General features: G+C 68.1%; 25 protein-coding genes. 12 read left to right on the top strand and 13 right to left on the bottom strand.

The annotated features are described in order from the left end of the window. Window position 1: 1 nt before the first annotated feature. From ACO073_RS10955 to ACO073_RS10935, 5 genes are all read right to left on the bottom strand, one after another. Window positions 2–763, bottom strand: a complete 762-nt coding sequence (locus ACO073_RS10955; protein ID WP_421997339.1) for an ABC transporter ATP-binding protein — start codon at window positions 761–763, stop codon at window positions 2–4. After that, complete coding sequence (locus tag ACO073_RS10950) at window positions 760–1,527, bottom strand: ABC transporter ATP-binding protein (RefSeq protein WP_421997337.1); 768 nt, start codon at window positions 1,525–1,527, stop codon at window positions 760–762. The genes ACO073_RS10955 and ACO073_RS10950 overlap by 4 nt, the downstream gene beginning before the upstream one ends. Window positions 1,528–1,531: 4 nt before the next feature. Further along, the gene (locus tag ACO073_RS10945; protein WP_421997336.1) at window positions 1,532–2,686 is read right to left on the bottom strand and encodes a branched-chain amino acid ABC transporter permease; all 1,155 of its coding nucleotides are present in this window, start codon (window positions 2,684–2,686) and stop codon (window positions 1,532–1,534) included. Between the two features lie 4 nt (window positions 2,687–2,690). Then, window positions 2,691–3,716 (bottom strand): branched-chain amino acid ABC transporter permease, encoded by a 1,026-nt coding sequence (locus ACO073_RS10940; RefSeq protein WP_421997335.1) that lies wholly within the window; start codon window positions 3,714–3,716, stop codon window positions 2,691–2,693. An 80-nt stretch (window positions 3,717–3,796) separates the two neighbouring features. Further along, window positions 3,797–5,143 carry a substrate-binding protein gene (locus ACO073_RS10935; RefSeq protein WP_421997334.1) on the bottom strand — a complete coding sequence of 449 codons (1,347 nt, stop codon included), beginning with the start codon at window positions 5,141–5,143 and terminating at the stop codon, window positions 3,797–3,799. A 185-nt stretch (window positions 5,144–5,328) separates the two neighbouring features. Here ACO073_RS10935 and ACO073_RS10930 point away from each other — a divergent pair, with 185 nt between their 5' ends. From ACO073_RS10930 to ACO073_RS10910, 5 genes are all read left to right on the top strand, one after another. Next, window positions 5,329–6,804: a short-chain fatty acyl-CoA regulator family protein gene (locus ACO073_RS10930; RefSeq protein WP_421997333.1), complete on the top strand. Its 1,476-nt coding sequence runs from the start codon at window positions 5,329–5,331 to the stop codon at window positions 6,802–6,804. A 34-nt stretch (window positions 6,805–6,838) separates the two neighbouring features. After that, the gene (locus ACO073_RS10925) at window positions 6,839–7,222 is read left to right on the top strand and encodes a response regulator transcription factor (protein ID WP_421997331.1); all 384 of its coding nucleotides are present in this window, start codon (window positions 6,839–6,841) and stop codon (window positions 7,220–7,222) included. After that, window positions 7,219–7,497, top strand: a complete 279-nt coding sequence (locus ACO073_RS10920; protein ID WP_421997330.1) for a hypothetical protein — start codon at window positions 7,219–7,221, stop codon at window positions 7,495–7,497. Before ACO073_RS10925 ends, ACO073_RS10920 begins: the two co-directional genes overlap by 4 nt. Then, the gene (locus ACO073_RS10915; RefSeq protein WP_421997329.1) at window positions 7,497–10,175 is read left to right on the top strand and encodes an ATP-binding protein; all 2,679 of its coding nucleotides are present in this window, start codon (window positions 7,497–7,499) and stop codon (window positions 10,173–10,175) included. The genes ACO073_RS10920 and ACO073_RS10915 overlap by 1 nt, the downstream gene beginning before the upstream one ends. Window positions 10,176–10,323: 148 nt before the next feature. Next, window positions 10,324–11,217: a metal-dependent hydrolase gene (locus ACO073_RS10910; protein ID WP_421997328.1), complete on the top strand. Its 894-nt coding sequence runs from the start codon at window positions 10,324–10,326 to the stop codon at window positions 11,215–11,217. Here ACO073_RS10910 and ACO073_RS10905 read toward each other — a convergent pair. From ACO073_RS10905 to ACO073_RS10890, 4 genes are read right to left on the bottom strand one after another with little or no spacing between them, the layout of a single operon-like run. Then, complete coding sequence (locus ACO073_RS10905) at window positions 11,184–12,077, bottom strand: class I SAM-dependent methyltransferase (RefSeq protein WP_421997327.1); 894 nt, start codon at window positions 12,075–12,077, stop codon at window positions 11,184–11,186. The genes ACO073_RS10910 and ACO073_RS10905 overlap by 34 nt on opposite strands. 57 nt (window positions 12,078–12,134) lie before the next feature. Then, window positions 12,135–12,719 carry a VOC family protein gene (locus tag ACO073_RS10900; protein WP_421997326.1) on the bottom strand — a complete coding sequence of 195 codons (585 nt, stop codon included), beginning with the start codon at window positions 12,717–12,719 and terminating at the stop codon, window positions 12,135–12,137. 24 nt (window positions 12,720–12,743) lie between these two features. Continuing rightward, entirely contained in the window at window positions 12,744–14,453 is a 1,710-nt protein-coding gene (locus ACO073_RS10895) for an N-acyl-D-amino-acid deacylase family protein (RefSeq protein WP_421997325.1), read from the bottom strand. Window positions 14,454–14,461: 8 nt separating this feature from the next. Then, entirely contained in the window at window positions 14,462–15,433 is a 972-nt protein-coding gene (locus tag ACO073_RS10890) for a Bug family tripartite tricarboxylate transporter substrate binding protein (RefSeq protein ID WP_421997324.1), read from the bottom strand. Between the two features lie 129 nt (window positions 15,434–15,562). On the opposite strand from ACO073_RS10890, the gene ACO073_RS10885 reads away from it, so the two are divergent. The 5 genes from ACO073_RS10885 (at window position 15,563) to ACO073_RS10865 (ending at window position 19,855) form a co-directional block, all read left to right on the top strand. Next, window positions 15,563–16,492 carry a DMT family transporter gene (locus tag ACO073_RS10885; RefSeq protein ID WP_421997322.1) on the top strand — a complete coding sequence of 310 codons (930 nt, stop codon included), beginning with the start codon at window positions 15,563–15,565 and terminating at the stop codon, window positions 16,490–16,492. Beyond that, window positions 16,489–17,259 carry a glucose 1-dehydrogenase gene (locus ACO073_RS10880; protein WP_421997321.1) on the top strand — a complete coding sequence of 257 codons (771 nt, stop codon included), beginning with the start codon at window positions 16,489–16,491 and terminating at the stop codon, window positions 17,257–17,259. Before ACO073_RS10885 ends, ACO073_RS10880 begins: the two co-directional genes overlap by 4 nt. 94 nt (window positions 17,260–17,353) lie before the next feature. Then, entirely contained in the window at window positions 17,354–18,148 is a 795-nt protein-coding gene (locus tag ACO073_RS10875) for an alpha/beta fold hydrolase (RefSeq protein WP_421997320.1), read from the top strand. A gap of 10 nt (window positions 18,149–18,158) precedes the next feature. After that, complete coding sequence (locus ACO073_RS10870; RefSeq protein WP_421997319.1) at window positions 18,159–19,325, top strand: acyl-CoA dehydrogenase family protein; 1,167 nt, start codon at window positions 18,159–18,161, stop codon at window positions 19,323–19,325. A gap of 143 nt (window positions 19,326–19,468) precedes the next feature. After that, window positions 19,469–19,855, top strand: a complete 387-nt coding sequence (locus tag ACO073_RS10865; RefSeq protein ID WP_421997318.1) for a hypothetical protein — start codon at window positions 19,469–19,471, stop codon at window positions 19,853–19,855. A gap of 215 nt (window positions 19,856–20,070) precedes the next feature. On the opposite strand, the gene ACO073_RS10860 is transcribed toward ACO073_RS10865, so the two are convergent. Further along, window positions 20,071–20,493, bottom strand: coding sequence for a VOC family protein (locus ACO073_RS10860; RefSeq protein WP_421997317.1), 423 nt, complete (start codon window positions 20,491–20,493; stop codon window positions 20,071–20,073). Window positions 20,494–20,545: 52 nt separating this feature from the next. Here ACO073_RS10860 and ACO073_RS10855 point away from each other — a divergent pair, with 52 nt between their 5' ends. Beyond that, complete coding sequence (locus ACO073_RS10855) at window positions 20,546–21,685, top strand: alpha/beta fold hydrolase (RefSeq protein WP_421997316.1); 1,140 nt, start codon at window positions 20,546–20,548, stop codon at window positions 21,683–21,685. A 45-nt stretch (window positions 21,686–21,730) separates the two neighbouring features. Here the strand turns inward: ACO073_RS10855 and ACO073_RS10850 are convergent, their stop codons facing one another. From ACO073_RS10850 to ACO073_RS10840, 3 genes are all read right to left on the bottom strand, one after another. Further along, window positions 21,731–22,030: a hypothetical protein gene (locus ACO073_RS10850; protein WP_421997315.1), complete on the bottom strand. Its 300-nt coding sequence runs from the start codon at window positions 22,028–22,030 to the stop codon at window positions 21,731–21,733. 80 nt (window positions 22,031–22,110) lie between these two features. Next, window positions 22,111–23,397, bottom strand: coding sequence for a M28 family peptidase (locus tag ACO073_RS10845; RefSeq protein ID WP_421997314.1), 1,287 nt, complete (start codon window positions 23,395–23,397; stop codon window positions 22,111–22,113). Further along, window positions 23,387–24,265 (bottom strand): LysR family transcriptional regulator, encoded by an 879-nt coding sequence (locus ACO073_RS10840; protein ID WP_421997313.1) that lies wholly within the window; start codon window positions 24,263–24,265, stop codon window positions 23,387–23,389. Before ACO073_RS10840 ends, ACO073_RS10845 begins: the two co-directional genes overlap by 11 nt. Window positions 24,266–24,419: 154 nt before the next feature. Here ACO073_RS10840 and ACO073_RS10835 point away from each other — a divergent pair, with 154 nt between their 5' ends. Then, on the top strand, window positions 24,420–25,181 hold the full coding sequence (locus ACO073_RS10835; protein WP_421997312.1) for an amino acid ABC transporter ATP-binding protein: 762 nt from the start codon (window positions 24,420–24,422) through the stop codon (window positions 25,179–25,181). Window positions 25,182–25,270 lie beyond the last annotated feature (89 nt).

The raw sequence follows: 25,270 nt of genomic DNA, 5'->3' as shown, positions 1-25,270 counted from the left end.
CTCAGATCGCCAGGTATTCGTTGCGCAGCTCGGCGTCGTCGAGCACGGCCCGGGCCGGTCCGTCGAAGACGACATGGCCCATGTCGAGGATCAGGGCGCGGTTCGCGAGCTCCAGCGCGGCGACCGCGTTCTGCTCGACGATGATGGTCGTGATCCCGAGATTCTTGATCTCGCCGACGATGCCCTCGATCTCGCGCACGATCACCGGCGCCAATCCCTCGTAAGGCTCGTCGAGCAGCAGCAGCTTGAGATCGCGGGCCAGGGCGCGCGCCACCGCCAGCATCTGCTGCTCGCCGCCCGACAGGGTCACGCCCTCCTGCCGGCGCCGCTCCGCCAGCCGCGGGAAATGCTCGTAGATCCGCTCCAGCGGCCAGCCCGCGGGCGGGGCGACCTGGGCGAGCAGGAGGTTCTCCTCGACGGTCAGGCCGGGGATGATGCGCCGGTCCTCCTGGACCAGCTGGACGCCGAGGCGCGCGGCCTCGAAGTCCCTGAGCTTGTGCACGGCCTCGCCGTTCAGCCAGATCTCGCCGCGCCTGAGCTCGGGATCGCGCGCACGCGCCAGGGTCCGCAGGGTCGACGTCTTGCCGGCACCGTTGCGTCCCAGCAGGGCGACCACGTCACCCTCGGCGACCTCGAAGCTGACGCCCTGGACGATGTAGCTCTCGCCGTAATAGGCGTGCAGGTCGCGGACGCTGAAGAAGGAGGCCTGCCCCGACGGTGCCGCCCCGATGGCGCCGTCGCGGACGATGGTCTCGGCAGTCATGGATGTGCCCCTCCGAGGTAGGCCTCCTGGACCGTCGGGTTGCCCTTGACCTCGTCGGGCGAGCCGTCGGCGATGATGCGACCCTGCGCCAGCACGGTGATGCGGTCGGCCAGCGAGAACACGACGTGCATATCGTGCTCGATGATCACCTTGGTCATGCCCCGGCGCTTGAACTTCTTCAGGAGATCGATCGTCGAATTCGTGTCGTGCCGCGACATCCCGGCCGTCGGCTCGTCGAGCAGGAGCAGCCGCGGCTTCTGCACCAGCCCCATGGCCAGCTCGAGCCGGCGCTTGTCGCCGCGCGAGAGGCTGGCGGCGATCGCGTCCTTCTGTGCGGCAAGGCCGACATCCTCGAGGCAGTACAGCGCCTCGTCACGGATGTCGTTCCGTCCCGACAGCGCCTGCATGGCGTTCAGCCGGAACGCGCCGTCCCGGCGGGAAAAGGCCGGCACCATGACGTTCTGCAGCAGCGTCAGGTCGGCAAAGATCTCCGGCGTCTGGAAGACGCGCACGACACCCATCTGGTTGATCTCGTACGGCTGCTTGCCGGTGATGACCTGGCCGTCGAAGACGACGGCGCCGGTGTCGGGCGCGAGCCGGCCGATGCAGACGTTCAGCAGCGTGGACTTGCCGGCGCCATTCGGGCCGATGATGGCGTGGGTGGTGCCCTCCTCGACCTGGAGATCGATGTCGGACAGGGCGCGGAGGCCGGCGAAGTTCTTGTGCACGTCCGCGACGTGGAGGACGACGTTGCGTGGCGCCATGGTCCTACTCCGCCGGCCGGGCCTGGCTTGCCGGAACCTTGTCGCCGCCGCCGGAGCGGCGGGTAACCAGGGCCCAGCCGCGCCGCAAGCCTTCCATGATGCCGCCGGGCAGGAAGATCACGATCAGCATGAAGACGACGCCGAGCGTGAGGTTCCAGCCGTCGCCGACGAACAGCGAGAAGAAGGCGACCAGCGGCCGCTCGATGACGTCGGGCAGGAAGCCGAGCATGTTCTCGAGGGTCGAGGCGCTGAACGCCGAGAAGATGTTCTCGCAGTACTTGATGACGGCGGCGCCGAGCACCGGGCCGACCAGCGTGCCGGCGCCGCCCAGGATGGTCATCAGGACGACCTCGCCCGACGCCGTCCACTGCATGCGCTCGGCGCCGACCAGCGGATCGGTGACGGCCATCAGCCCGCCCGCGAGCCCGGCGTACATGCCGGAAATGACGAAGGCCGCCAGCAGATAGGGCCGGGTATTGAAGCCGGTGTAGCGCATGCGCGTCTGGTTGGACTTGATCGCCCTCAGCATCAGCCCGAACGGCGAGCGGAAGATGCGCAAGGAGATGAAGAAGCAGACGATCAGCGTCACCGCGCAGAGATAGAAGCCGGCATAGCCGCCGCCGCTCGTGTAGACGGCGAAGAGATTGACGCGGGGAAGGCCGGGCTGGGGGGCGACGAACAGGGCATCGAGGACGCGCGGGTCCTGGAGCGACAGCTGCAGGCCGGTTTCACCGTTGGTGAGCGGCGTCAGCACCGAATAGGCCAGGTTGTAGCTCATCTGGGCGAAGGCCAGCGTCAGGATCGAGAAGTAGATCCCCGACCGCTTCAGGCTGACATAGCCCATGAGCAGCGCGAAGACGGCGGCGCAGAAGACGGCGAAGATGATGGCCGGGATGGCGTTCATCGTGAGCAGCTTAAACGACCACACGGCGGCATAGGAGCCGACGCCCAGGAAGGCGGCGTGGCCGAACGAGAGATATCCTGTCAGGCCGAACAGGATGTTGAAGCCGATGGCGAAGATTCCGAAGATGCAGAACTTCTGCATCAGGGCAGGATAGGCCGCCCCGACCGGCGCGAGGATGACCGGCAGGCAGAGCACGACGGCGCTGAAGCCGGCCACCAGAAGCCAGTCGTTGCGGGAGAGGTTGTTCTTCCACACGGCCCTATTCCTCCATGACGCCCTTGCGGCCGAGCAGGCCGCGCGGCAGCGTCAGGAGAACGACGACCGCGACCAGGTAGATGATGATGTGGTCGATGCCCGGGACGAGCGAGTTGATCTCGTTCATCGAGGCGAAGGACTGGAGGATTCCGAGCAGGAAGCCGGCGGCAACCGCGCCGCTCAGCGATCCCATGCCGCCCACGACGACCACGACGAAGGACAGGACGAGGAAGTCCATTCCCATGTGGTAGTCGGGCGGCAGGATGGGCGTGTACATGACCCCGGCGACGCCGGCGACCACCGCGGCGAGGCCGAACACGACGGTGAAGCGGCGCTGGATGTCGATTCCGAGGAAGCCCACGGTCTGGCGGTCGTGCATGCCGGCGCGCACCACCATGCCGTAGGTCGTGAACTGCAGGAACGCCAGCACCGCGCCGATCACCGCCAGGGAGAAGAACAGGTAGATGATCCGCCACCAGGGATAGGCGAGCGTCTGGCCCATTCCGAAGAGCGTGCCGACATAGGCGGTGCCGCTGAACGCGGGCGGCGCCGGCTGCGGGATCGGATTGGCGCCGAAGAAATGCTTGATGACCTCCTGGATGACGATCGCCAGGCCGAACGTCACCAGAATCTGGTCGGCATGCGGCCGCTTGTAGAAATGGCGGATCAGCCCGCGCTCCATGACGATGCCGATCGCCAGCATCACGGGGATGGCGAGCAGGATCGACGCCGGCACCGAATAGTCATGGAGGACCTTGCCGAAATCCCCCAGCCATGCCTCGACATAGGGCGTGCGGATCTCGAGCTTGCTGCCCCAGGCCGTCGTCTTCTCCGGATCGACGACGACGCTTTCCAGCTTGAGCAGCTTGTCGAAGGTGACGGCGCAGAACGCGCCCAGCATGAACAGCGCGCCATGCGCGAAATTGACGACGCCCAGCGTGCCGAAGACCAGGGTGAGGCCGAGCGCGATCAGCGCATAGGCTCCGCCCTTGTCGAGGCCGTTCAGAACCTGCAGGAGAATCGCATCCATATTCGTCGGCCTACCCGGGTGTCCGCGCCGGTGGTGGCGGGCCGGCCGCCCGGACGGGCGGCCGGCCACCGATCATCGGCTCAGCACTTCTTGGCGGTCGACGGCCCGAGATCGCCGCCGAAGATGCTGGCGTCGTACATGAGGTCCTCGCGCGGGACGACCTTCACGATCTCCATGAGATCGTACTTGTCCTTCGGCTTCTCCTTGCCGCGGACGACCAGGCAGGACTTGAAGCACTGGTGGTCGGCGGCCCGGTAGAGCGTCTTGCCGTTGCCCATGCCGTCGAACTCGAAGCCCTCCAGGGCCTTGATCACGGCCGGCGCGTAGAAGGTGCCGGCCCGCTCGCAGGCGTCGGCGTAGAGCAGCGCCTGGACGTAGCAGGTCTGCGCCGCCTGCGACGGCGGCGTGCCGTACTCCGCGCCGAACGACTTGGTGAAGGCCTTGGTCGCGTCGTCGGGCAGCTTCCAGTCCCAGTTGCTGGTGCCGAGGATGCCCTTCACGGCCTCGCCGGCGCCCTGTGCCATGAGCTCGGAGAACAGCGGCACGACGACCTCGAACTTCTTGCCGTTGACGGTCTTCTCGCGCAGGCCGAACTGAACCGCCTGGGTCAGCGAGTTGACCATGTCCTTGCCGTAATGGTTGAGGACCAGGACGTCGGCGCCGGAGTTCAGCACCGGCGTGATGTACTGCGAGAAGTCGCCGGCGCCGAGCGGCGTGCGCACGGCATTGACCGTCTTCCAGCCGAGCTTCTCGGTGGCGTTCTTGATGGATTCTTCCTGCGTCCAGCCCCACGTGTAGTCGGCCGTGAGATGGTAGGCCTTGCGGTCCTTGCCATATTCCTGGGCCAGCACCGGCGCGAGCGCCAGGCCGGACTGGTAGGCGTTGAAGAAGTGCCGGAAGCCGTAGCGCTTCTTGTCCTTGCCAGTGGTGTCGTTGGAATGGGTGAGACCGGCCATGAAGATGATGCCGAGCTCCTGGCAGAGGCCCTGCACGGCGACGGCCACGCCCGACGAGGAGCCGCCCGAGATCATGATGGCACCGTCGCGCTCGATCATGCGCTTGGCGCCGTCGCGCGAGGCGTCGGACTTGGTCTGCGAATCGCTCTGGACGTAGGCGACCTTCTTGCCCAGCACGCCGTTGCCCTTGAGCGCTGTCGGCTTCATGGTCTTGATCATGCCGCCGTCGCCCTCCCCGTTGAGGTGCTTGACGGCCAGCTTGAACGCCTTGAGCTCGTCGTTGCCCTCGTCGGCGTAGGGGCCGGTCAGCGGGATGTTCCAGCCGAAGGTCACGGTCTTGCCCTTCGGCATGTTGCACGAGATGTCGTTGGCATAGGCGCCGCGGACGAAGTGCATGGGCGCGGCGAGGCCCACGCCGGCGACGGCGCCGGCTCTCAGGAAGCGACGACGGTTGAACCTGTCGAGTTTCATTTATTCCTCCCATGGGATGGTGAGCTCGCACGCCGGTGTATGGCGCAACAGCCGAACGCATTCTTTGCGCGCAATGTCGATTGTTCAATAAGCCATTGGTCTAATTGCTCTTTTTTGTAAATATCTGTAGTGATATGCATACTTAGACGTAAATATTTGACAGTCCTCCAGCTGGTAGCGACGCGATGGCGAGAAACCTGACCGGCCTCAAGATCCGCGAGATGCGCAAGAAGCGCGGCCTCGCCCAGGGCGAGCTGGCGCGGCGGACGGGAATTTCCGCCTCCTATCTCAACCTCATCGAGCTGGACAAGCGGGCGATCGCGGGAGGGCTCGTCGACCGGATCGCAGCGGAGCTGGGAGTCGAGCGTTCCGACCTCGATGGCGTGGCGGAGCGCCGGGTCGTGGCGAACCTCGAGGAGATCGCCGCCGACCCGGCATTCGCCGGCACCGACGGCCTTCCCGGTCCAGCGGAGGATCTGGTCGGACGCCATCCCGCCTGGGCCGGCCTCCTGTTGAGGCTCTATGGAGCCTGGCGGGACCAGAGCGAGGCCGTGCTGGCCCTCGCCGACCGGCTCAACCGCGACCCCTTTCTGGGCGACAGCGTGCATCGCATGCTGACTCACGCAACATCGATCCGCGCCGCCGCAGAGATCCTCGAAGCCGAAGATTCGCTGACACCGCCCGATCGGCAGCGCTTCCTGTCGATCGTCACGACGGACACACAGAAGCTGGCCATTGCCGCCCAGGCATTGCTCGAGTTCTTCGGCAGCGCGCACATGCGGGTCCGCTCGGCGACGCCGGCCGAGCATGTCGACGCGTTCATCCTCGCCGCCGACAACTATTTCCCCGACCTCGAGGCGGTGGCTTCCACCGTCAGGGACGAACGTATAGCCAATGGGTCGCCCGATGCCGCCGAGCGGCCGGAGACCCGGCGGTTCCGGCTGCTCCGGGAGTCCCTGCGCGAGGTCGTCGGCGAGCCGATCCAGGCGATCGTGAAGCACCACCCCGCTCTGGCTTCCGATGAATCGCGCGTCCTGGCCGCGTCGGCACTTCATGCCTATGCGGCCGCGGCCGTGCTGATGCCTTACGAGCCCTTCCTCGAGGCCGCCGAGCGCTGGCGCTACGATCTCGACGCACTCTGCCGCCTGTTCGGCGTTTCGTACGAGCAGGCGGCCCACCGGCTGGCCACGCTGCGCCGACCCGGCGCCGAAGGCGTGCGCTTCGCCTTCATGCGAACGGACGCCTCTGGCTACGTCACCAAGCGGCTGCCCCTGCCGCGACTGCCCTTGCCGCGCTACGGGAACGCCTGCCCCCTGTGGGCGATCCACGGCGCATTCCAGACCCCGGGCGTCACGGTCCGCGGCTTCGGCGAGCTGCCGGCCGGCGAGCAGTTCCTGTTCTTCGCGCGCGCGGTCGAGAAGCGGCCCTCGTCGGCAACGGCTCCCCGCCACCTTCTGTCGGTGATGCTCGCCTGCTCGGCGGCCGAGGCCGGCCGCATCGTCTACGGCGACGGCATCGACCTCGGGGCGGCCATGGCGCCGATCGGCACGATCTGCCGGCTCTGCCCGCGCGAGGCATGCGGGCACCGCCAGGAGGCGCCGCTCGTCGCGCGACCGAGGCCAGTCAAATTGCCTGTAGGGGGCATCGCACAAACCCTATAGGCTCGACAAAAAGGTTTGGTGGGAAGCGGGTCAGATGGGCAACTCAAGGATACTCCTCGTCGAGGACGAACCGAACATCGTCGAGTCCCTGAGCTTCATCCTGCGACGCGCCGGCTTCGAGGTCGCCACCGCGACGGACGGGGCGGCGGCGCTCGACCGGGCACGGCGCGAGTCCTTTTCCGCGGTCATCCTCGACATCATGCTGCCGGGCATGAACGGCTTCGACGTGCTGCGGGCGATCAAGTCCGACCAGGCCCTGGCCGCCCTGCCCATCATCGTCCTGACAGCCAAGGGCCAGGCCGACGACCGCAGGACCGCCGAGGCGCTGGGTGCCAGCGCCTTCATCACCAAGCCCTTCTCCAACGCCGAGGTGGTGGAGCAGGCCTGTCGCCTGACCGGCAGCGCCACGGGACCATGAAGCGCTGGAAGGGCGACGCCCAGCGCACGCGCGACGCGGCGACGCTGCTCCCCGTCGCCGCCGCGGCCCTGCTCCTGCCGCCCTTCATCCTCGTCTTCGCCGCGCCGCTGACCGTGGCCGGCATACCGCTCATCGTCGTCTACGTGTTCGCGGTATGGGCGGCCATCATCCTGGGCGCCTGGCTGTTGTCGCGCGGGCTCGCCCGGATGCCGGAAGTCGACGACGATCCGGCTCCGCCGGCGGAGGCCGAGACGGTCGAACCGGGCGCGCGCTGATGCTGCAGGCCGACCTCGTCGTCTTCGTCTGCCTCGTCTATGTCGCCATCCTGTTCGGCGTCGCGTTCGCCGGCGATCGCCGGGCGCGCAAGAACCCGGCGGGTTGGCTGTCCTCGCCCCTGGTCTACACGCTGTCGATCTCGATCTACTGCACGTCGTGGACATTCTTCGGCGCCGTCGGCTCGGCGGCCGCCAAGGGCATGGAGTTCGTCACCATCTACCTCGGCCCCACCATCGTCTTTGCCGGTTGGTGGGTGTTCCTGCGCAAGCTCGTCACGGTGGGCCGCGTCCACAACATCACCTCGGTCGCCGACCTCATCTCCGCCCGCTTCGGCAAGAATCCGGCGCTGGGCGCGATCGTCACGGTGATGGCCGTGGTCGCCACCGCACCCTACATCGCCCTGCAGCTCAAGGCGCTGATCGCCAGCTTCCAGGTCGTCACCTTCCCGGCCGGCGCGATCGTCGCCGCCGGCTCCACCCTGGCGCCCGACTACGCCGTCGCCTTCTGGGTGGCGGCCGGACTGTGCGCCTTCTCGATCATCTTCGGCGTACGCAACATCGACGTGAACGAGCGCCACCACGGTGTGATCGCGGCGATCGCGGTCGAGGCGGTCGTCAAGCTGGTGGCGCTGCTCACCGTCGGCGTGTGGGTCGTGGTCGGGCTGGCGGGCACGCCCTCCGAAGCCTTCGCCAACGCCCCGGTGAGCCTGCTGCAGTCGGAAGGGACGTTCGGCGCCAGATGGGTGACGCTGTGCTTCCTCGCCGGCGCCGCGGTGATCTGCCTGCCGCGGCAGTTCCAGGTGACCGTCGTCGAGAACACCAGCGAGCGCCAGTTGCGGACCGCGTCCTGGCTGTTCCCCCTCTACCTGTTCCTGATCTGCCTGTTCGTCGTGCCGATCGCGATCGCCGGCCTCAACCGGCTGCCGGCGGGATCGGATCCCGACCTCTTCGTCCTGACGCTGCCGCTCGAGGGAAAGCACGACGTCATCGCGCTGCTCGCCTTCCTCGGCGGCTTTTCCTCCGCGACATCGATGGTCATCGTCTCCTCGATCGCGCTGTCGACGATGATCTCCAATCACATCGTCATGCCGCTGGCGTTGCGATTCTCCATCCTGCCGTCGGCCAGCGACCCCAACGTCCGCGGGTTCATTCTCGGCGTCCGCCGGGCAAGCATCGTGTTCATCGTCTTCCTCGGGTTCCTGTACCTGCGGCTGAGTGAAACTTCCGACGCGCTCGCCGCCATCGGGCTGATCTCCTTCTGCGGCGTCGCGCAGTTCCTGCCCAGCCTGGTCGGCGGGCTCTACTGGAGATCCGCCACCCATCGCGGCGCCATCGCCGGCCTGGTGGGCGGCTTCACGGTCTGGGCCTATACGCTGTTCCTCCCGAGCTTCGAGGGGATCTTCCTGATGCCCGCCGGCGTCATCGAAGACGGCCCGTTCGGCTGGACCTGGCTGAAACCCCACGCACTGTTCGGTCTCGCCGACTTCGATCCGCTGGTGCACGCCACCTTCTGGAGCCTGAGCACGAACCTCGCCCTCTTCGTCGGGGTTTCGCTCCTGTCGGAGCCGACGCCGCTCGCCCGGCTGCAATCGACGCTGTTCATCGACGTCTTCCGCCGCCAGACGGAGAGCGAACTGAGCGTCATCCGACGCACCGCGCGGGTGCAAGACCTCCGCCGGATCGCCGACCGCATCCTGGGTCCGACCGAGGCGTTCCAACTCTTCAACGGCGCGGCCGACCACGCCGTAACGGCCAGCGACGAGCTGATATCTCGGGTCGAGCAGCGCCTGGCCGCCCATGTCGGCGCGGCATCGGCACGATCGCTGGTGTCGAGCGTCGTCAGCAGCGAGACGATCAGCGTCGAGAGGCTGAAGCAGCTCGCCGGCGAGGCCGAGCAGATCCGCGCCTACTCGGCCGAGCTGGAGCGAAAGTCACGCCAGATCGAGGCCGCCGCCGCCGAGCTCGCGCTGGCGAACCAGCGCCTGCGCGAGATCGACGGCCAAAAGGACGAGTTCCTGAGCCAGGTGAGCCACGAGGTCCGCACGCCGATGACCTCGATCCGGTCCTTCAGCGACATCCTGCTCAACAACCGGGACATCGACGAGGCGGAGAAGCTGCGCTTCCTCGGCATCATCCAGAAGGAAAGCCTGCGTCTCACGCGGCTGCTCGACGGCATCCTCGACATCAACCGGATGGAGAACGGCGAGCCCGCCTGGGAAGAGACGACCTTCGATCCGGAGACGGCACTCGACAAGGCGATGGAGAGCTGCGAGGCGCTGGCGCGGGCCGCCGGAGTCAGGCTCAGGCGCTCGGGCCGGGCACGCAGGGCAACGGTGAACGGCGACCGCGACAGGCTTGCACAGGTCTTCATCAACCTGATCTCGAACGCCATCAAGTACAACTCGAACGCCACGCCCGTGGTGACGGTCTCGAGCACCCTGCGCCGCAACGTCTACGAGGCGCGCGTCGTCGACAATGGACCGGGCATCCCGGACTCCGAGCGTGAGCGCATCTTCGTCAAGTTCGCCCGCGGGTCGACGCCGCGCCAGCCCGGCGCCGGGCTCGGCCTCGCCATCAGCCGCCAGATCGTGGAGCGCTTCCCGGGCAGCCTGTCGCTCGTGGCCGGACGGAGCGACGGCGCCGAATTCGTGGTACGATTGACGACTGCACGGGATTGACCCTGCCGCAGATACGCGGCCGGGTGACTTGGCACGCAGCCTGCAACCTCACATGAATGACTGGCCGCAACGCGGCTGTTATGGACGGTGCAGTGGGTGGTGAAACGACGCCCGCGTCGAAGCCCGGCCGGTTCGAGACAAAGGAACAATGCGCTTCGTACCCCCTCGTATCGTCCAGCGTCGCGTCGACATCGACTTCGCACACGTGCCGCCAGGTCCGTGGTTCCCCGATGGCGGGCCACTGGAGATCCTGTTCAATGCCGCCTCGATCGCCTTCCCGCCCACCGAGCGTTTCTTCATCGGTGCCGTTCGCGACTGTCTCGGACAGGTTTCCGATCCGAAGCTACGCGAGGAGGTCGCCGGCTTCATTCACCAGGAGGCGATGCACAACAAGGTCCATGCGCATTGCAATGCCATGCTGGCGCGCCACTACCCCAACTGCCGGCGCACCGAGCAGATCAGCATCGTCACCTTCCGGCTCCTCGGGCGGCTCCCGCGATGGTTCCGCCTGTCCCTGTCCAGTGCCCTCGAACACTTCACCTCGATGGTCGCCGATACGCTGCTGCGCTACCCGGACGAGTTCCGCCAGGTCGTCCCGCCGGAGATCGCCGACATGTGGCTGTGGCACGCCGCCGAGGAGACGGAGCACAAGTCGGTCTGCATCGACGTCTATCGGGCGGTTCTGGGAAACGGCCCGCTGAGCTACCTCAACCGAGTGGTCGGCATGCTCCTCGCCACGCCCCTGTTCCTGTTCGTGATGATCCTCCTGGGGGCAATCGTGCTGGGCTGGCGACGGCCCCGCGGCGCCGCGCCCGCCGCTGCCGAGGAACCTGCGCAACGCCAGGAGGCGACGGAGGAACCGTCAGGTTCCTCGCGATTCCTCGGGCGCGGCATGCTGGGCATCCTGTGGGAGGGCGTGCCCTGGCGGGTCTACTTCTCCTACTACCGTCCCTCGTTCCATCCCTGGGACCACGACAATCGGGACCTGATCGCCGGCTGGAAGGAACGCTATCCCGACTTCGGCGAGGCGGGCGCGGCCTGAGCCGCATCGATCGGCTTGCGCAGGCCGATGAGGTAGTAGTTCAGCAGGCCCAGGCGGCTCACGATCCGAAGCACGTCCATGAACTGGACGACTGGTCCGGTGATCCCCTCGATCCTGGCCGCCTGGCCGAGCAGGACCTTCAGGTAGCCCCAGGTCGGCAGGACGTTCCGCGTCGCGTCGCGTTCCGCCAGCGACTCGAAGCCGATCTCCCGCGCAAGACGGCGATAGCCGCGAACGGTGCAGCCGATGTCGCAGCGGCCGAAATACTGGAAGCGCGCGAGATGCCGCGATTCGGTCGCCAAGCGGGCCACCGGCCGGAACAGGGTCGAGGGCACGAAGTCCGAGAGCGCCAGCGTGCCGCCGGGCCGCAGCACCCGGAAGGCCTCGCGCAGGAACGTCTCGCGGCTGGGAAAATGGAAGATGCATTCCACCGCCAGCACCCGGTCGAAGCTGCCGTCCGCGAAGGGCAGCGCGCAGGCGTCGCCCTGCTGCAGCTCGAGGAGATTGCCGTTGGCCGGGCGGACGAGCTGGCGGGCACGGTCGAGCTGGCGGCTTTCGAGATTGAGGCCGACCAGCCGCAAGTCCCGATAGTGGTCGTTGAGCAGGGCCAGCGTGCCGCCGAAGCCGCACCCTGCATCCAGGACCCTGTCGCCCGAGGCGATCCCGGCCAGCCGGCAGAGTTCCAGCGACAGCTGCTCGGCGGCGCGCGCGAAACCCTCGTCGTCATCAGCGGCCCGATCCGGTTCCGCCCAGTAGCCGAAATGGACGTGACGCCCGAAGCTCGTCTCCACCGCGCGGTTCTTCTGCGCGAGCAGCGCCAGGATGAAGTCGAAGTACGGGAGGATGGGGCCGCTGCTCACGGCCGGAGACTCGGCTCAGCGTGCATCAGGCAAGGCAGGCTCGATCCGTCGATTGCGCTAGAGACCCTGGGGGCTCGCCGCCGGCCCGTCGGGCTGGCGCAGCAGCTCGGCCTCGGGAACGCCGCGCTCGAAGTCCGCGACCAGCCTCTCCGGATCGAAGTTCACGCCGATCGGATTGCGCGTGAAGGAATCGGTCTGGAAGTAAGCCGCCGTCTCCTCCTTGGTCCTGAAGCAGTCGACCTGCATCTCGACCGAGTTCCCGTCGGGGTCATGGTAGTACATCGACAGCGTCGGACCGTGATGGATCGGACGGTAGGGCACGATCCCCTTGTCCTTGAGTCGCCGGTAGGTCGACAGGAGCTCGCCGACGGACCGAAACGTGTAGGCCACGTGCGCCAGCCCCCAGCTCTTCTGGTCCGGCGCATGCAGGCCGGGAATGTTCACGATCGCCAGCCTGTGATGCTCCTCGTCGTAGGTCAGGAAGCAGATGAAGTCGTTGCGCTTGACCACGCGCATGGCCAGCGCCGTCGAGTACCAGTCGACCATCGCCTGCATGTTCGACGAACGCAGGACGAAGTGGGCGAAGAGCGACGGCGCGATCGGCTTGGGATCGAGGGTGCGGGCTGGCAGAACCGTGTCCATGGCGGGCCTCCGTTGGCCCCCACTCTACCCCGCCGCGCGCTGCCGCAATAGCCGTCCGGCGGGATTCCGGGGGATCTCGCCCGGCGGCGGCAGGACCTGTCCGTTGACGATCACGGCCTGGATGCCGCGCGGATGGGCGATCAGGCGGTCGGCGCCCGCCGGCAGGTCGTTCACCCGTTCCAGCGCGGAGGCGCCGACGGTGGCCGGGTCGAACACGACGACATCGGCCGGCAGGCCGACGGCCAGGCGGCCGCGGTCGTTCAGGCCGAACAGCGCCGCCGTGGCACCGGTCAGGCGATGCACCGCCTGCTCCAGGGAGAGCGCACCGTCCTCGCGCACCCAGTGACCCAGCAGATGCGTCGAATAGCAGGCGTCGCAGAGCTGGCTGAGATGGGCGCCGCCGTCGCCCAGCCCGATGATCACGTTCGGGTCCTGGATGATCTCGCGCACCTCGTCCTCGACGAAGTTGAGCAGCGACGCCCGCATGCGGAGATCGAGATCCTCGATCGCGAGGTCGAGCATCAGGTCGACCAGGTGGATGCCGCGCTCCTTGGCGACGTCGACCAGCTTGCGCTCCTTCAGCGACGGATCCTTCGCTTCGGCGATGACGAAGCCCTTGAATGAGGCACGGCGCGTGTCGCCCTCGAGCTCCTTGCCCATGAAGACCTCGTCGTCGGGGCCGCGGCCATCGGCCTGTCGCTTCACCCGCGCGCGGAAGGCTGCATCGCCATAGACCTTGCGGCGCGCGGCATCGTCCGATGCCTCGCGCGCGGCGGCGAACGATGCCCAGGTGTCGAACACGACCGGCGAATGGAAATCGAACTCGAACTGGATGGGCCGGCAGGCGCCTTGGGGGTAGATCGGCAGGCCGCGCGCGATCTGCTCGCCTGCCCGGGCGAGCTGGGGGCGGTGGGAATTGGGCCCGAGCGACCCCGCCAGCAGCGCGGTCCAGACCAGCGGTCGGCCCGACTTGGCGTGCAGCGCCTCGTATTCCTCCCAGCGCGGGTCGCGCCCGACATTGTACTGGATGATCCCATGCCCCGAGCGGCCGACCGCGTCGGCCAGCTCGAGCATCTCGTCGAAGCCGGCGAGCCGGCTCGGCACCGGCCGGCCCGAATAGCCGACATGGACCTTGGACACCGAGGTCGCGAAGCCGACGGCGCCCGCATCCATCGCCTCGGCGGCCAGCCGCTTCATGGTGGCGATCTCGTCGGTGCGCGCCGCCCGCTCGGTCGCCGCCTCCCCCATCACCGACAGGCGCAGCGGCGTGTGCCCCAGCATGACGGCCACGTTGATGCCGAGCGGCCGGGCCTCCACGGCGTCCATGTATTCCGGGAAGGTGACGAACGGCCAGTCGGCACCGATGCCGGCCTCCAGGGCCGCGAGGCTCATGGCCTCGACGCGTTCGAGCGTGCGCAGGATCAGCCCGCGATGCTCGGGCCGCGTCGGCGCGATCCCGAAGCCGCAATTGCCCACGACCACCGTCGTGACGCCGTGCCAGGGCGAGATGGTGAGCATCGGGTCCCACAGGACCTGGGCGTCGTAGTGGGTGTGGATGTCGACGAACCCCGGCGCGACCACCTGGCCTCCGGCGTCGATGACCCGGTCGGCGGGGCCGGGCGCCTCGCCCAGCGCCACGACCTTGCCGTCCTTGATGCCGACATCGCCGCGCCGGCGGGCAGCGCCCGTCCCGTCGACGATGTCGCCGCCCACGATCTTGAGGTCGTACGCCATGGATACGCCTACTCCACCTTGATGCCGGTATAGTCGATCATCTTCTTCCAGTAGGCGAGATCGGCCTTCTGGCGCTCCGCGAAGGCCTCCGGTGTCGTCCCGATCGGATCGAAGCCCAGCGTCTTCCACTTCTCGAGCGAGGCCGGCTCCAGCAGCACCTTGTTGATGTCGGCCGAGAGCTTGTCGACGATCGGCTTGGGCGTCCTGGCCGGAGCGAAGATGCCGTACCATCCCTCGATCGCGAAATCGGGGAAGCCCGATTCCTCCATCGTCGGCAGGTCGGGCGCCGACGGCGAGCGCTTGGCGCAGGTCTGGGCCAGCGCCTTCACCTTGCCGGCGCGCGCGGCCGGCAGGGCCGACGGCAGATTGTCGAACATGAACGACACACGGCCCGTCATCAGGTCGGGCATCGCCGCCGCGCTGCCCTTGTAGGGAACGTGGATCGCGTTCATGCCGGACCGCCGGACCATGAGCTCGGCCGCGACGTGCTGCGAGCTGCCGGGCGCCGCCGAGGCGTAGGTGATGCCACCGGGCTGCGTCTTCGCCCAGGCGACCAGCTCCTGCGGCGTGCTGACCGGCACGCTGGGCGCCGTCACCAGGGCCATGCAGGCCGTGCCGATCAGGGTGAGCGGCTGGAAATCCTTGATCGGGTCGTAGGGCAGATTGGGAAAGAAGATCATGTTGGACGCGTTGGTGCTCTGCGTCCCCAGCATCACCGTGTAGCCGTCGGGCTGCGCCTTGGCCACGATGTCGGTGCCGATCGCTCCCGAGGCGCCGCCCTTGTTCTCGACCACGACGCTCTGGCCCCAGATCTCGGCCAACCGCGCGACCAGGATGCGCGACAGCGTGTCGGTCGGTCCGCCGGCGGGGAAAGGCACGATCCAGCGCACGGTCCGGCTGGGATAGGCCTCCTGGGCCACGGCCGGCACGGACCAGGCGGCCAGACCGGCGATCATCAAGCAGATACCGCGACGCAACATTCGCTACCCCCTCTTCTGTCTCCCGCGCGACGGACGGTACCGGAAGCACCGGCGAAAACAATTGCGCCCCGCGGATCTGCGAAACCGGTGCCTTGACCCTCGCCCATGCAAAGGGCAAGCCGCTGGGCGATGTCCGCGCCCGTCCTCGACGCGCCCGATACGCTTTCGCGGCTCATTCCATCTCGCGTCGCCCGCGGCTTTCTGCTGGCGGTGATCTCGGGCCTCCTCTTCAACTTCCTGAACGCCTCGGCCAAGGAGCTGGCCGGGCAGCTGCCGCCGCTCTTCGTGTCCTGGGGCCGCTGGGTGGCGGGGGTCTCGCTGATCGCGCCGTACCTACTGTGGCGGGTCGGGCCGCAGGGCATGCGCACCCGCGACCTCAAGCTCCACTGCCTGCGCGGCCTCTTCCATACGCCGGGCTACGGTCTCTGGTACGAGGCCGTCGCCTGGCTGCCGCTCGCCACCATGGCGGCCCTGGGCTTCACCGGACCGATCTTCGTCACCGTGGGCGCGGTCCTGTTCCTGCACGAGACCGTGCACTGGCGCCGCTGGGCCGCGGTCGGGATCGGCTTCTTCGGCATGCTGGTGATCGTCCGGCCCGGCCTCGTCGCCCTCAATCCCGGCATGCTGATGATGCTGATGGCGGTGCCGCTGATCGCCGGCTCCAACCTCGTCGCCAAGGTCGTGTCGGGCCGCGACAAGCCCGCCGTGGTCGTGCTCTGGCAGAGCATCGTCGGCGCCATCTGCTTCGCGCCGTTCGGCCTGTGGTTCTGGCAGACGCCGACCGCCGAGCAGCTGCTGCTGTTCCTTGCCTCCGGCTTCTTCGGCACCCTCGGCTATTTCTTCATCACCTGGGCCTACCGCCTGCTCGACATTTCCGCCCTGCAGCCCATCACCTTCCTCGGCATCGTCTGGGCCGCCTTGTCGGATGTGGTGATCTGGGGCAAGACCTCCGATGTCTGGACGTTCGTGGGCGCGGCGATCATCGTGGGCTCGACGACCTACATCGCCCATCGCGAGGCCAGATCGGTCGCAGCAGGAGCGGGAGGAAAGAAGACATGACGGACCGTCTGGCCGGAAAGGTCGCGCTGATCACGGGCGGCGCTTCGGGCCTCGGCGCCAATGCCGCCGCCCTCATGACCCGGGAAGGCGCCCGCGTGGTGGTCGCCGACGTCGCCGCGGACCGCGGCAAGGCCGTCGCCGACAAGCTGGGCTCGGCCGGCCACTTCGTGAAGCTCGACGTCACGTCCGAGGACAACTGGAAGGCCGCGATCCGCGAGACGGTCGACAAGTTCGGCGCCCTGCACGTGCTGGTGAACTCGGCCGGCATCGGGCTCAGCAAGACCGTCGAGGAGATCCAGCTCGAGGAATGGCGCCGCGTCCATGCCATCGACCTCGACGGCGTGTTCCTCGGCTGCAAGCACGGCGTCGCCGAGATCAAGAAGCACACCCACAAGCTCGGCGGCTCGATCATCAACATCTCGTCGATCTCCGGCATCATCGCCGGCGCCAACATGGCGGCCTACAATTCGGCCAAGGCGGGCGTGCGCCTGCTCAGCAAGTCGGTGGCGCTGCACTGCGCCAAGTCGGGCTACAACATCCGCTCCAACTCGGTGCATCCGACCTTCATCGATACGCCCATCCTCGACAAGTACCGCGACCGCTTCGGCAACGACGTGATGCAGCAGAAGCTCGGCCGCCAGGTTCCGATCGGCCGCCTCGGCCGGCCCGAGGAGGTGGGCTGGGCGCTGGTGTTCCTCGCCTCCGACGAATCGAGCTTCATGACCGGCTCGGAAGTGGTGATCGACGGCGGCATCAGCGCCATGTGAACCCGCTGTCACCCCGAGCGAAGCGAGGGGCCTTTACGGCAACGGTAAAGGTCCCTCGCTACGCTCGGGATGACAGCAAGACTGGAGACCGACCATGCTGCTCTCTCTCGACAATCGCCGCGTCTACTTCGACCTCGCCGGTCCGCAGAACGCGCCCACGGTGTGCTTCACCCATTCGCTGAACGCCGACGGCGGCATGTGGGTCGAGCAGATGGTGCCGCTGCTGGCGGCGGGCTACCGCGTGCTGCGGCTCGACATGCGCGGCCACGGCGGCAGCGCGCCGGTCGACGGCGACTACACGATGGACGCGCTGGCGGCGGACGTGAAGGGTGCGCTCGACGTGCTCGAGATCGCCAAGGTCCACTATGTCGGCCTCAGCATCGGCGGCATGATCGGACAGGGCTTCGCGCTCGCCAATCCCGACCGGCTGCTGTCGCTGACGCTCTGCGACACCCAGCCCTCGACGCCGCCCGGCTCGGCGGGGACCTGGGAAGAGCGCAAGGCGACGGTGCGGACCAAGGGCCTGGCCGCGCTCGCCGACGGCACGATGGAGCGGTGGTTCACCGACGAGTTCAAGCAGGTGAACCCGAAGCGCTGGCGCGAGGTCCGCGACACGATCAGCGGCACCACGCCCCAGGGTTCGGCCGGCTGCATGTCGGCGATCCAGAATTTCGACTACGAGGCCCGGCTGCCCACCATCAGGATCCCGACCCTGGTGATCTGCGGCGACGAGGACGCCGGAACGCCGCCCGACCGCAACAAGCTGATCGCCTCGAAGATTCCCGGCGGGCGCTACGAGGGCATCGCCAAGGCGCGACACCTGCCCAACGTCGAGCGTCCCGATCCGTTCAACCGCGCCCTGATGGGCTTCCTGGCGGCCAACCGATAGGACCTGGACCATGGATTTCGCCTTCACGGAAGACCAGCTCGCCATCAAGGACAGCGTCGCCCGCCTGTGTGCGCAGTTCGACGACAAATACTGGCTGAAGAAGGACAAGGACGGGGGTTTCCCCGACGACTTCTATCGCACCATGGCCGATGCCGGCTGGCTGGGCATCGCGATGCCGGAAGAATATGGCGGGGCCGGGCTCGGCATCACCGAGGCGGCGCTGGTGATGCAGACCGTGGCCGAGTCGGGCGCGGCGCTGCAGGGCGCGTCGGCCGTCCATCTCAACATATTCGGTCCCAACCCGATCGTCGTGTTCGGCACCGAGGAGCAGAAGCAGCGCATCCTGCCCGACATCATCAAGGGCAAGGTCAAGGGCTGCTTCGCCGTCACCGAGCCCGACGCCGGCCTCAACACGACGATGCTCGACACGCGCGCCGAGCGCGACGGCAACGGCTACGTCGTCCATGGCAAGAAGACGTGGACGACGACCGCGCAGGTCGCCGACAAGATGCTGCTGATCGCCCGCACCACGCCCAAGGAGAAGTGCAAGCGCCCGACCGACGGCCTGTCGCTGTTCTACACCGATTTCGACCGATCGAAGATCGAGGTGCGCGAGATCGAGAAGATGGGCCGCAAGGCGATCGACACCAACCAGGTGTTCATCGACGGGCTCAAGGTGCCGCTCGAGGACCGCATCGGCGAGGAAGGAAAGGGCTTCCAGTACCTGCTGCACGGGCTCAATCCGGAGCGCGTGCTGATCGCGGCCGAGGCGATCGGCATCGGCAAGGCCGCCCTCGCCCGCGCCACGCAATATGCCAAGGAGCGCGTCGTCTTCGGCCGGCCGATCGGCAAGAACCAGGCGATCCAGCATCCGCTGGCGGAAAGCTGGATGGCGCTCGAGGCGGCCAACCTCATGGCCTTCAAGGCAGCCTGGCTCTACGACAGCGGCCAGGAGTGCGGCGCGGAGGCCAATTCCTCGAAGTATCTCGGCGCCAGGGCCGCGTACGATGCCTGCGAGCGCGCGATCCTGACCCATGGCGGCTACGGCTACGCCAAGGAATTCCACGTCGAGCGCTTCCTCCGCGAGGTCATGATCGCGCGCATCGCGCCGGTGAGCGAGCAGCTCATCCTCTGCTACGTGGCGGAGCGCGTCCTCGGACTGCCCAAGAGCTACTGAGCGGGGCGGCGAGACCGTTCCGGGGCCGGACCGGGACGGACTGCGGCAGGACAGGGGCGGCCGGCTTCCGACTTCGTTCTGACCGGGCAACCCGCCCCGCCTCCGCGGCGTTTCTCTCCGAGACCCCTGACCAGGAGAGGACCATGCGCCTGAGCCATTTCTACGCCACCGTGGCCGTGAGCGCGCTGGTCGTCACCGGCGTCCTTGTCGCCTTCCTGCCGCCCGTGCCGCCGGCCTCGGCGGAGACCCATGCCGCCCGCATCTGCCGCGAAGCCGGCGTTCTGCCGGGCGGCGACGGCTACGAATACTGCATGGCCGCGACCGTGCGCTCGATCGAATGGGGCAAGCCGGCCCTGGGGCGCGCCCTGGCACGCATGACCGTCGAGGCGCGCGAGTCCTGCCGGAACGAGGGGGTGCGGCCGGGGACCCCCGCCTTCAAGGCCTGCCTGGAGAAGGAGACCCAGGCCCGCAGCCTCCTGATCTACGCCGACGAGCAGCCGACCTACGGACCGCAGGTCGCCGGCCAGTAGAGCGCGATGACATCATGTCGTAGTGCCGGGGGCGCGCCATTCCCTGGCGCGTTTCGTCGACGGCCCGAGAGCGTCGCGCAAGGTACACGCTCCGATGACGCGCCACGGAATGGCCCGCCCCCAGCAAGAGGGCGATGGATGTTCCCCCTACGGGGCATTACTCCGGTAGATGACTCACGTGATGAATATCTCCGGTTATCGGCCTGCCCCGCTCCTCAAGTCGCGAAGGTCACCCAGCCGTTCTCCGCGATCGGCCAGACGGGATTGAAGGCGATCTCCCAGGCGTGGTCGTCGGGATCGGCGACGTAGCCCCGCAGGCCGCCATGCGGGGGCGCGTCCGCCGCCCGCAGCAAACGACCGCCATGGCGGGCCAGTCGATCCAGCAGCGGCTGCACGTCCGCCGGCGCCGGCACATTGTGCGCGAGCGCGAAGGCGCCGGGTCGCTGCACGGCGCCCTGGCGCTTGTCGTCCTGGAGGGCTGCGTCGAGCCAGGTGCCCAGCATCAAGCCGTTCATCTGGTAGAAGACGATCTCGTCGTTCTCGAAGACGGGTCGCCAGCCGAACCGGTCGACATAGAAGGTCCTGGAGCGCCCGAGGTTGGCGACGCCGAGCGTGATGCACGAGATCTGCTGCTGCACGAGACGATCTCCTCCGTTGTTTCCCCTCGACCGAGGCGCGTAGTCTTGGGCCATGGAACCGCTTTCTGCCAGCGTCCTCCCGGACGGCGTGCGCGCCCGCCTCCTTCCCGGCATCAACGGTCTCGACATCCACGTGCTCGAGGCCGGCCACGAGCAGAAGGGCCGGCCGGCGATCCTGCTCCTGCACGGCTTCCCGGAACTCGCCTACAGCTGGCGCAAGGTGCTGCCGGCGCTGGCGGCGGCCGGCTATCACGCCATCGCGCCGGACCAGCGCGGCTACGGCCGGACGACCGGATGGGACGGAGACTACGACGGCGATCTCGCCGGCTTCCGCTTCCTCAACCTGCTGCGCGACGCGATCGGCGTCCTGTTCGCCCTCGGCCACCGGTCGGCCGAAGCCGTTGTGGGCCATGATTTCGGCGCCTCGGTCGCGGCCCAGGCCGCGCTGGTCCGACCCGACATCTTCAAGCGGCTGGTCCTGATGAGCGCGCCCTTCACCGGGCCGCCCTCCATCCCGTTCGACACGGCGGACGGGCCGCCGCCCGCGAAGGGCCCGGACATCCACGCCGCGCTCGCCGCCCTGCCGCGGCCGCGCAAGCATTACCAGTGGTACTACTCGACGCGCCCCGCCAACGAGAACATGTGGAAGCCCCGCCAGGGCCTGCACGCTTTCCTGCGCGCCTACTACCATCACAAGAGCGCCGACTGGGCCGGCAACAAGCCGTTCGAGCTCGCGGGCTGGACCGCCCCGGAACTCGCGAAGATGCCGACCTACTACATCATGGACCTGGCCGAAGGCATGGCCGAGACGGTGGCCAGGGAGATGCCGCGGCCGGACGAGATCGCCGCCAACCGGTGGCTGACGGAGGACGAGCTCGCGGTCTATGCCGCCGAGTACGCACGAACCGGATTTCAGGGCGGCCTGAACTGGTATCGGGTGCGGACCGGCGGCCGGCTGACGGCCGAGCTGGAGGTCTTCAGCGGCCGGACGATCGACGTCCCAGCGACCTTCATTTCCGGCCGCAGCGACTGGGGCATCTACCAGACGCCCGGCGCCATCACGCGCATGCAGAAGTCCGCCTGCACGAGGATGGAGCACATCCATCTCATCGAGGGCGCCGGCCACTGGGTGCAGCAGGAGCAGCCGGACGAGGTCAACCGGCTGCTGCTGCGCTTCCTGAAGGAAAGTTGAGCGGGACGGCGCGCGCCGCCGTCGCCTGCCCACCGCCCGGCTGTGTCAGTTCGGTGACGAAGAGGCCAGGGCCTGCTGCAGGCGACGCCGCAGGTCCTGCGTGGTCATGTGGTCGTGAATGCCCGACATGGCGGCAACCGCGGCCGGCAGCGCCGCCAGCCGCTCGGCATTCTGGATCGCCCGCTCCGCCCCGGCCGCGTCGCCGGCAGCGAAACACTCCAGGGCCACCAGCAGATGATAGGCCTCCCGGCGGTTGGGCTGGCGCCGCACGCGCTCCAGGGTCGCGACGAAGCGTTCGAAGCGCCGCGTCAGCTCCCCGAAGTCCGTATCGGGCTGCCCTTCCATTCCCGTCTCTCCCCTCGACGTGGTTGACCGGAACCGAATGTAGGGATTGCTGACGAGGATGGAAGCACCGAAGCGACGGCCTATCGCCGCCGCCAGCGCGCAGCCTCCGCGGGGTCGGCGGTGCAGGCGGCGGCAACCAGCGCGGCCGTGAGCAGCGTCGCGGTCCTGAGCTCGCCCTGCACCACCTTGTCGCGCGTATCGGCGGGCGTCAGCACCACGCGCAGGTTGGCCGCCGGGTCGTCGAAGCCCGCGACCAGCCGCATCGCCGGGATGCCGCCCTGCGCGAAGTTGGCATGATCGGAATTGGTCATCAGCGGCCGGACGGTGCGCACGTCGAGGCCGTTGGCTTCCGCCGTGCCGAGGATGAAGGGCTCGAGCCCGACATAGTCGCTGGACAGGGCCGCCAGGCGGGGACTGCCCGCCACCGAATCGAGATTGACGTTGACGGCGATCCTCGACCGTTCGTCGGCGCCCAGCGCCTCGACATACTGTGCCGAGCCGGTCAGCGCCCATTCCTCGACGCTGAAGAACATCACGCGCAGGCCGCGCCGGAAGCCCGAGGCCCGCGGCGCCAGCGCGCGCGTGACGGACAGGACGGCGGCCAGGCCGGTGCCGTTGTCCATCGCGCTCTCGGCCAGGTCGTGGCCGTCGACATGGGCGCTCAGCACCACCCATTCGTCGGTCTGTCCGGGATAGTCGTAGACCAGCGTTTCGGTCTCTGCCGGCGTCTCCTCGGTCTCGATGGTCATCGTCGCGGTCGGGAAGCCGCCGGCGTGCCGCGCCAGGCGCGCTGCCGTCTCGGGTGCGATGCCGAGCGCCGGGATCCCCTCGCCCGCCTGGCGACCCGACGATCCCGCCACCACGTGCCCGGACAGCGGACCGGCGATCAGGAAACCGACCGCGCCGTGGGCCCGCGCGGCGTCGTACTTGCGGCGGCGGTGGATCGTCCCGGCCGCGAACATCAGCTCGTGACGCACCAGCACGATGCGGCCGCGGATCTCGGCGTCGTGGGCCTCGAACTCCTCCGGCGTGCCGCGGCCGAGGTCGATCACCTCGGCGGTCAGGCCGGCGGCCGGCGTCGCGATCGTGCGCACCAGCGGGTGGCAGGAGGGTTGGCTGCCATCGGCCAGGCGCAGCGTGGCCTTTCGCGCCCGCCAGCCGCCGTAGGGGACGGGGATCGAGCGCCCCGCATTCGCCGGCGAGGCCGCGCGCACCCGCTCCCGCAGCAATGCGAAGGCGCGCTTCTCGCTCTCGGTGCCGGCCAGGCGGCCGCCGCAATCGCAGATGTCGTTGAAATCGCGCCACAGGCCGCGATCGCCCAGGATCTCGGCCGCGATCGCCGGATCGAGCCTCAGGTCAGCCGCCAAGCCTTGCCTCCAGCAGATCGAGAAAGGCCGCCGCGAGCATCGAGGGCTCGCGGTCGGCACGATGGAAGACGCCGATTTCGTAAGGGATCGCGGGCTCGAACGGCCGCGCCTCGAAGCCGAGATGGCCGAACGTCTCGGCCGACAAGGGATCGACCAGGGACCAGCCGGTGCCGGCCGCGACCAGGCCGCACAGGCTCGCCAGGAACTCGGCCTCGACCACGCTGTTGAGATGCGCCCCGGCGGCGGCGAAGGCCGCGATCAGCCGCGGCGGAAGCTGCAGCGAGCGGGACGGCGCCACCATCGGCAAACCCGAGAGCAGCGCCGGCGTCAGGACCTCGTGCGACGCCAGCGCGTGGCCCGGGGGCAGGATGACGACGCATCGCATCTGGTATCGCGCGAGCTTCACCGACGTCTCGTCGAGCGGCAGCTCGGCGATGCCGATGTCGAAGCTTTCCGCCGGCAGGAGCTGGCTCACGACGTCGGAATGGCGCGAGATCAACCGCACCGAGACTCCGGGACGCTGCGCCACGAACGCAGAGACGATCTTCGGCAGCAGCGAGATCGCCGCCCAGGGATGGCTGGCGATGGCGAGCCTCCCCGCCTGGCCTTCGCGGATCTGTGCCGTCGCCGCCTGCAGCCGGTCGACCTCGCCCAGGACCCGGTTCGCCTCGGCGTAGAACAGCACGCCCTCCGCCGTGGGCTTCAGACGCCCGCCCGAGCGCTCGAACAGGGCAAAGCCGATCGTCTCCTCCAGCCGCGCGATCTGCGTGCTGACGGCCGGCTGCGTCAGCCCGAGGGCACCGGCCGCGGCCGTGACCGACCGATGGTCGACGACGGCCCGGAAGGCTTCGAGGAGGCGAACGTCCATGAATTATCTATAACGTCGGTTTATGGGCCTTCCAGCCCATTTCTGGTGCTCTTCTAGCAAATTCCTTGCCGGCTAGCGGGCACGAACAAGTTGGGCATAGGATTTGCTTATGCCAAACTGAAGGTTCAGGCTCGACAGGACAGAGGACGGCTGGATGGCGGAAACGCCGATCATCGGGGCGGAGGACGTGACCAAGCGCTTCGGCGCCCATCAGGTGCTGACCAACGTCTCGCTGCCGGTGATGGAACGCGACGTTGTCTGCGTTGTCGGCCCTTCAGGGTCCGGCAAGACCACGCTGCTGCGCTGCCTCGCCCTGCTGGAGAAACCGAGTGAGGGCCGCATCGTCATGCAGGGCAAGACGATCTCCCAGCCGGAGCCCGACCGGCAGACTCGCGCGTCGGCGCGCGCCGTCCGCTCCGACATCGGCATGGTCTTCCAGCACTTCAACCTGTGGCCCCACATGTCGGTGCTGGAGAACCTGATCGAAGCGCCCATCCGCGTGAAGGGCATGCCCAGGGAAAAGGCAATCGCCATTGCCGAGGCCCTGCTCGCCAAGGTCGATCTCGGCGACAAGCGCGATGCCTATCCGGCCCGCCTGTCGGGTGGCCAGCAGCAGCGTGTGGCGATTGCCCGCGCGCTCGCCATGTCGCCCAAGGTCCTGCTGTTCGACGAGGCAACCAGCGCGCTCGACCCCGAGCTGCGCCGCGAGGTGCTCGCCGTCATGCGCCAGCTCGCTCGCGAGGGCATGACGATGCTGGTCGTCACCCACGAGATGGGTTTCGCGCGCCATGTCGGCACACGCACCGTGTTCATGGACCGCGGAGAGATCGTCGAGGAGGCGCCGGGAGCGGCGTTCTTCGATGCGCCGCAGACCGAGCGCGCCAAGCGCTTCCTGCAGCAGTTCGAGGAAGAGTGACGGGATGACGAGCGCAGCGAGGCGTCCCGTCATCCCGACCAAGCGCCCTCAGGGCGCGCGTGGAGGGATCTTCTCTCAACGACAGCAGC

It is taken from the genome of Reyranella sp. (genome assembly GCF_965229815.1).
Classification (GTDB): Bacteria; Pseudomonadota; Alphaproteobacteria; order Reyranellales; family Reyranellaceae; genus Reyranella.
This window is presented reverse-complemented; position numbering and strand designations above follow the sequence as displayed.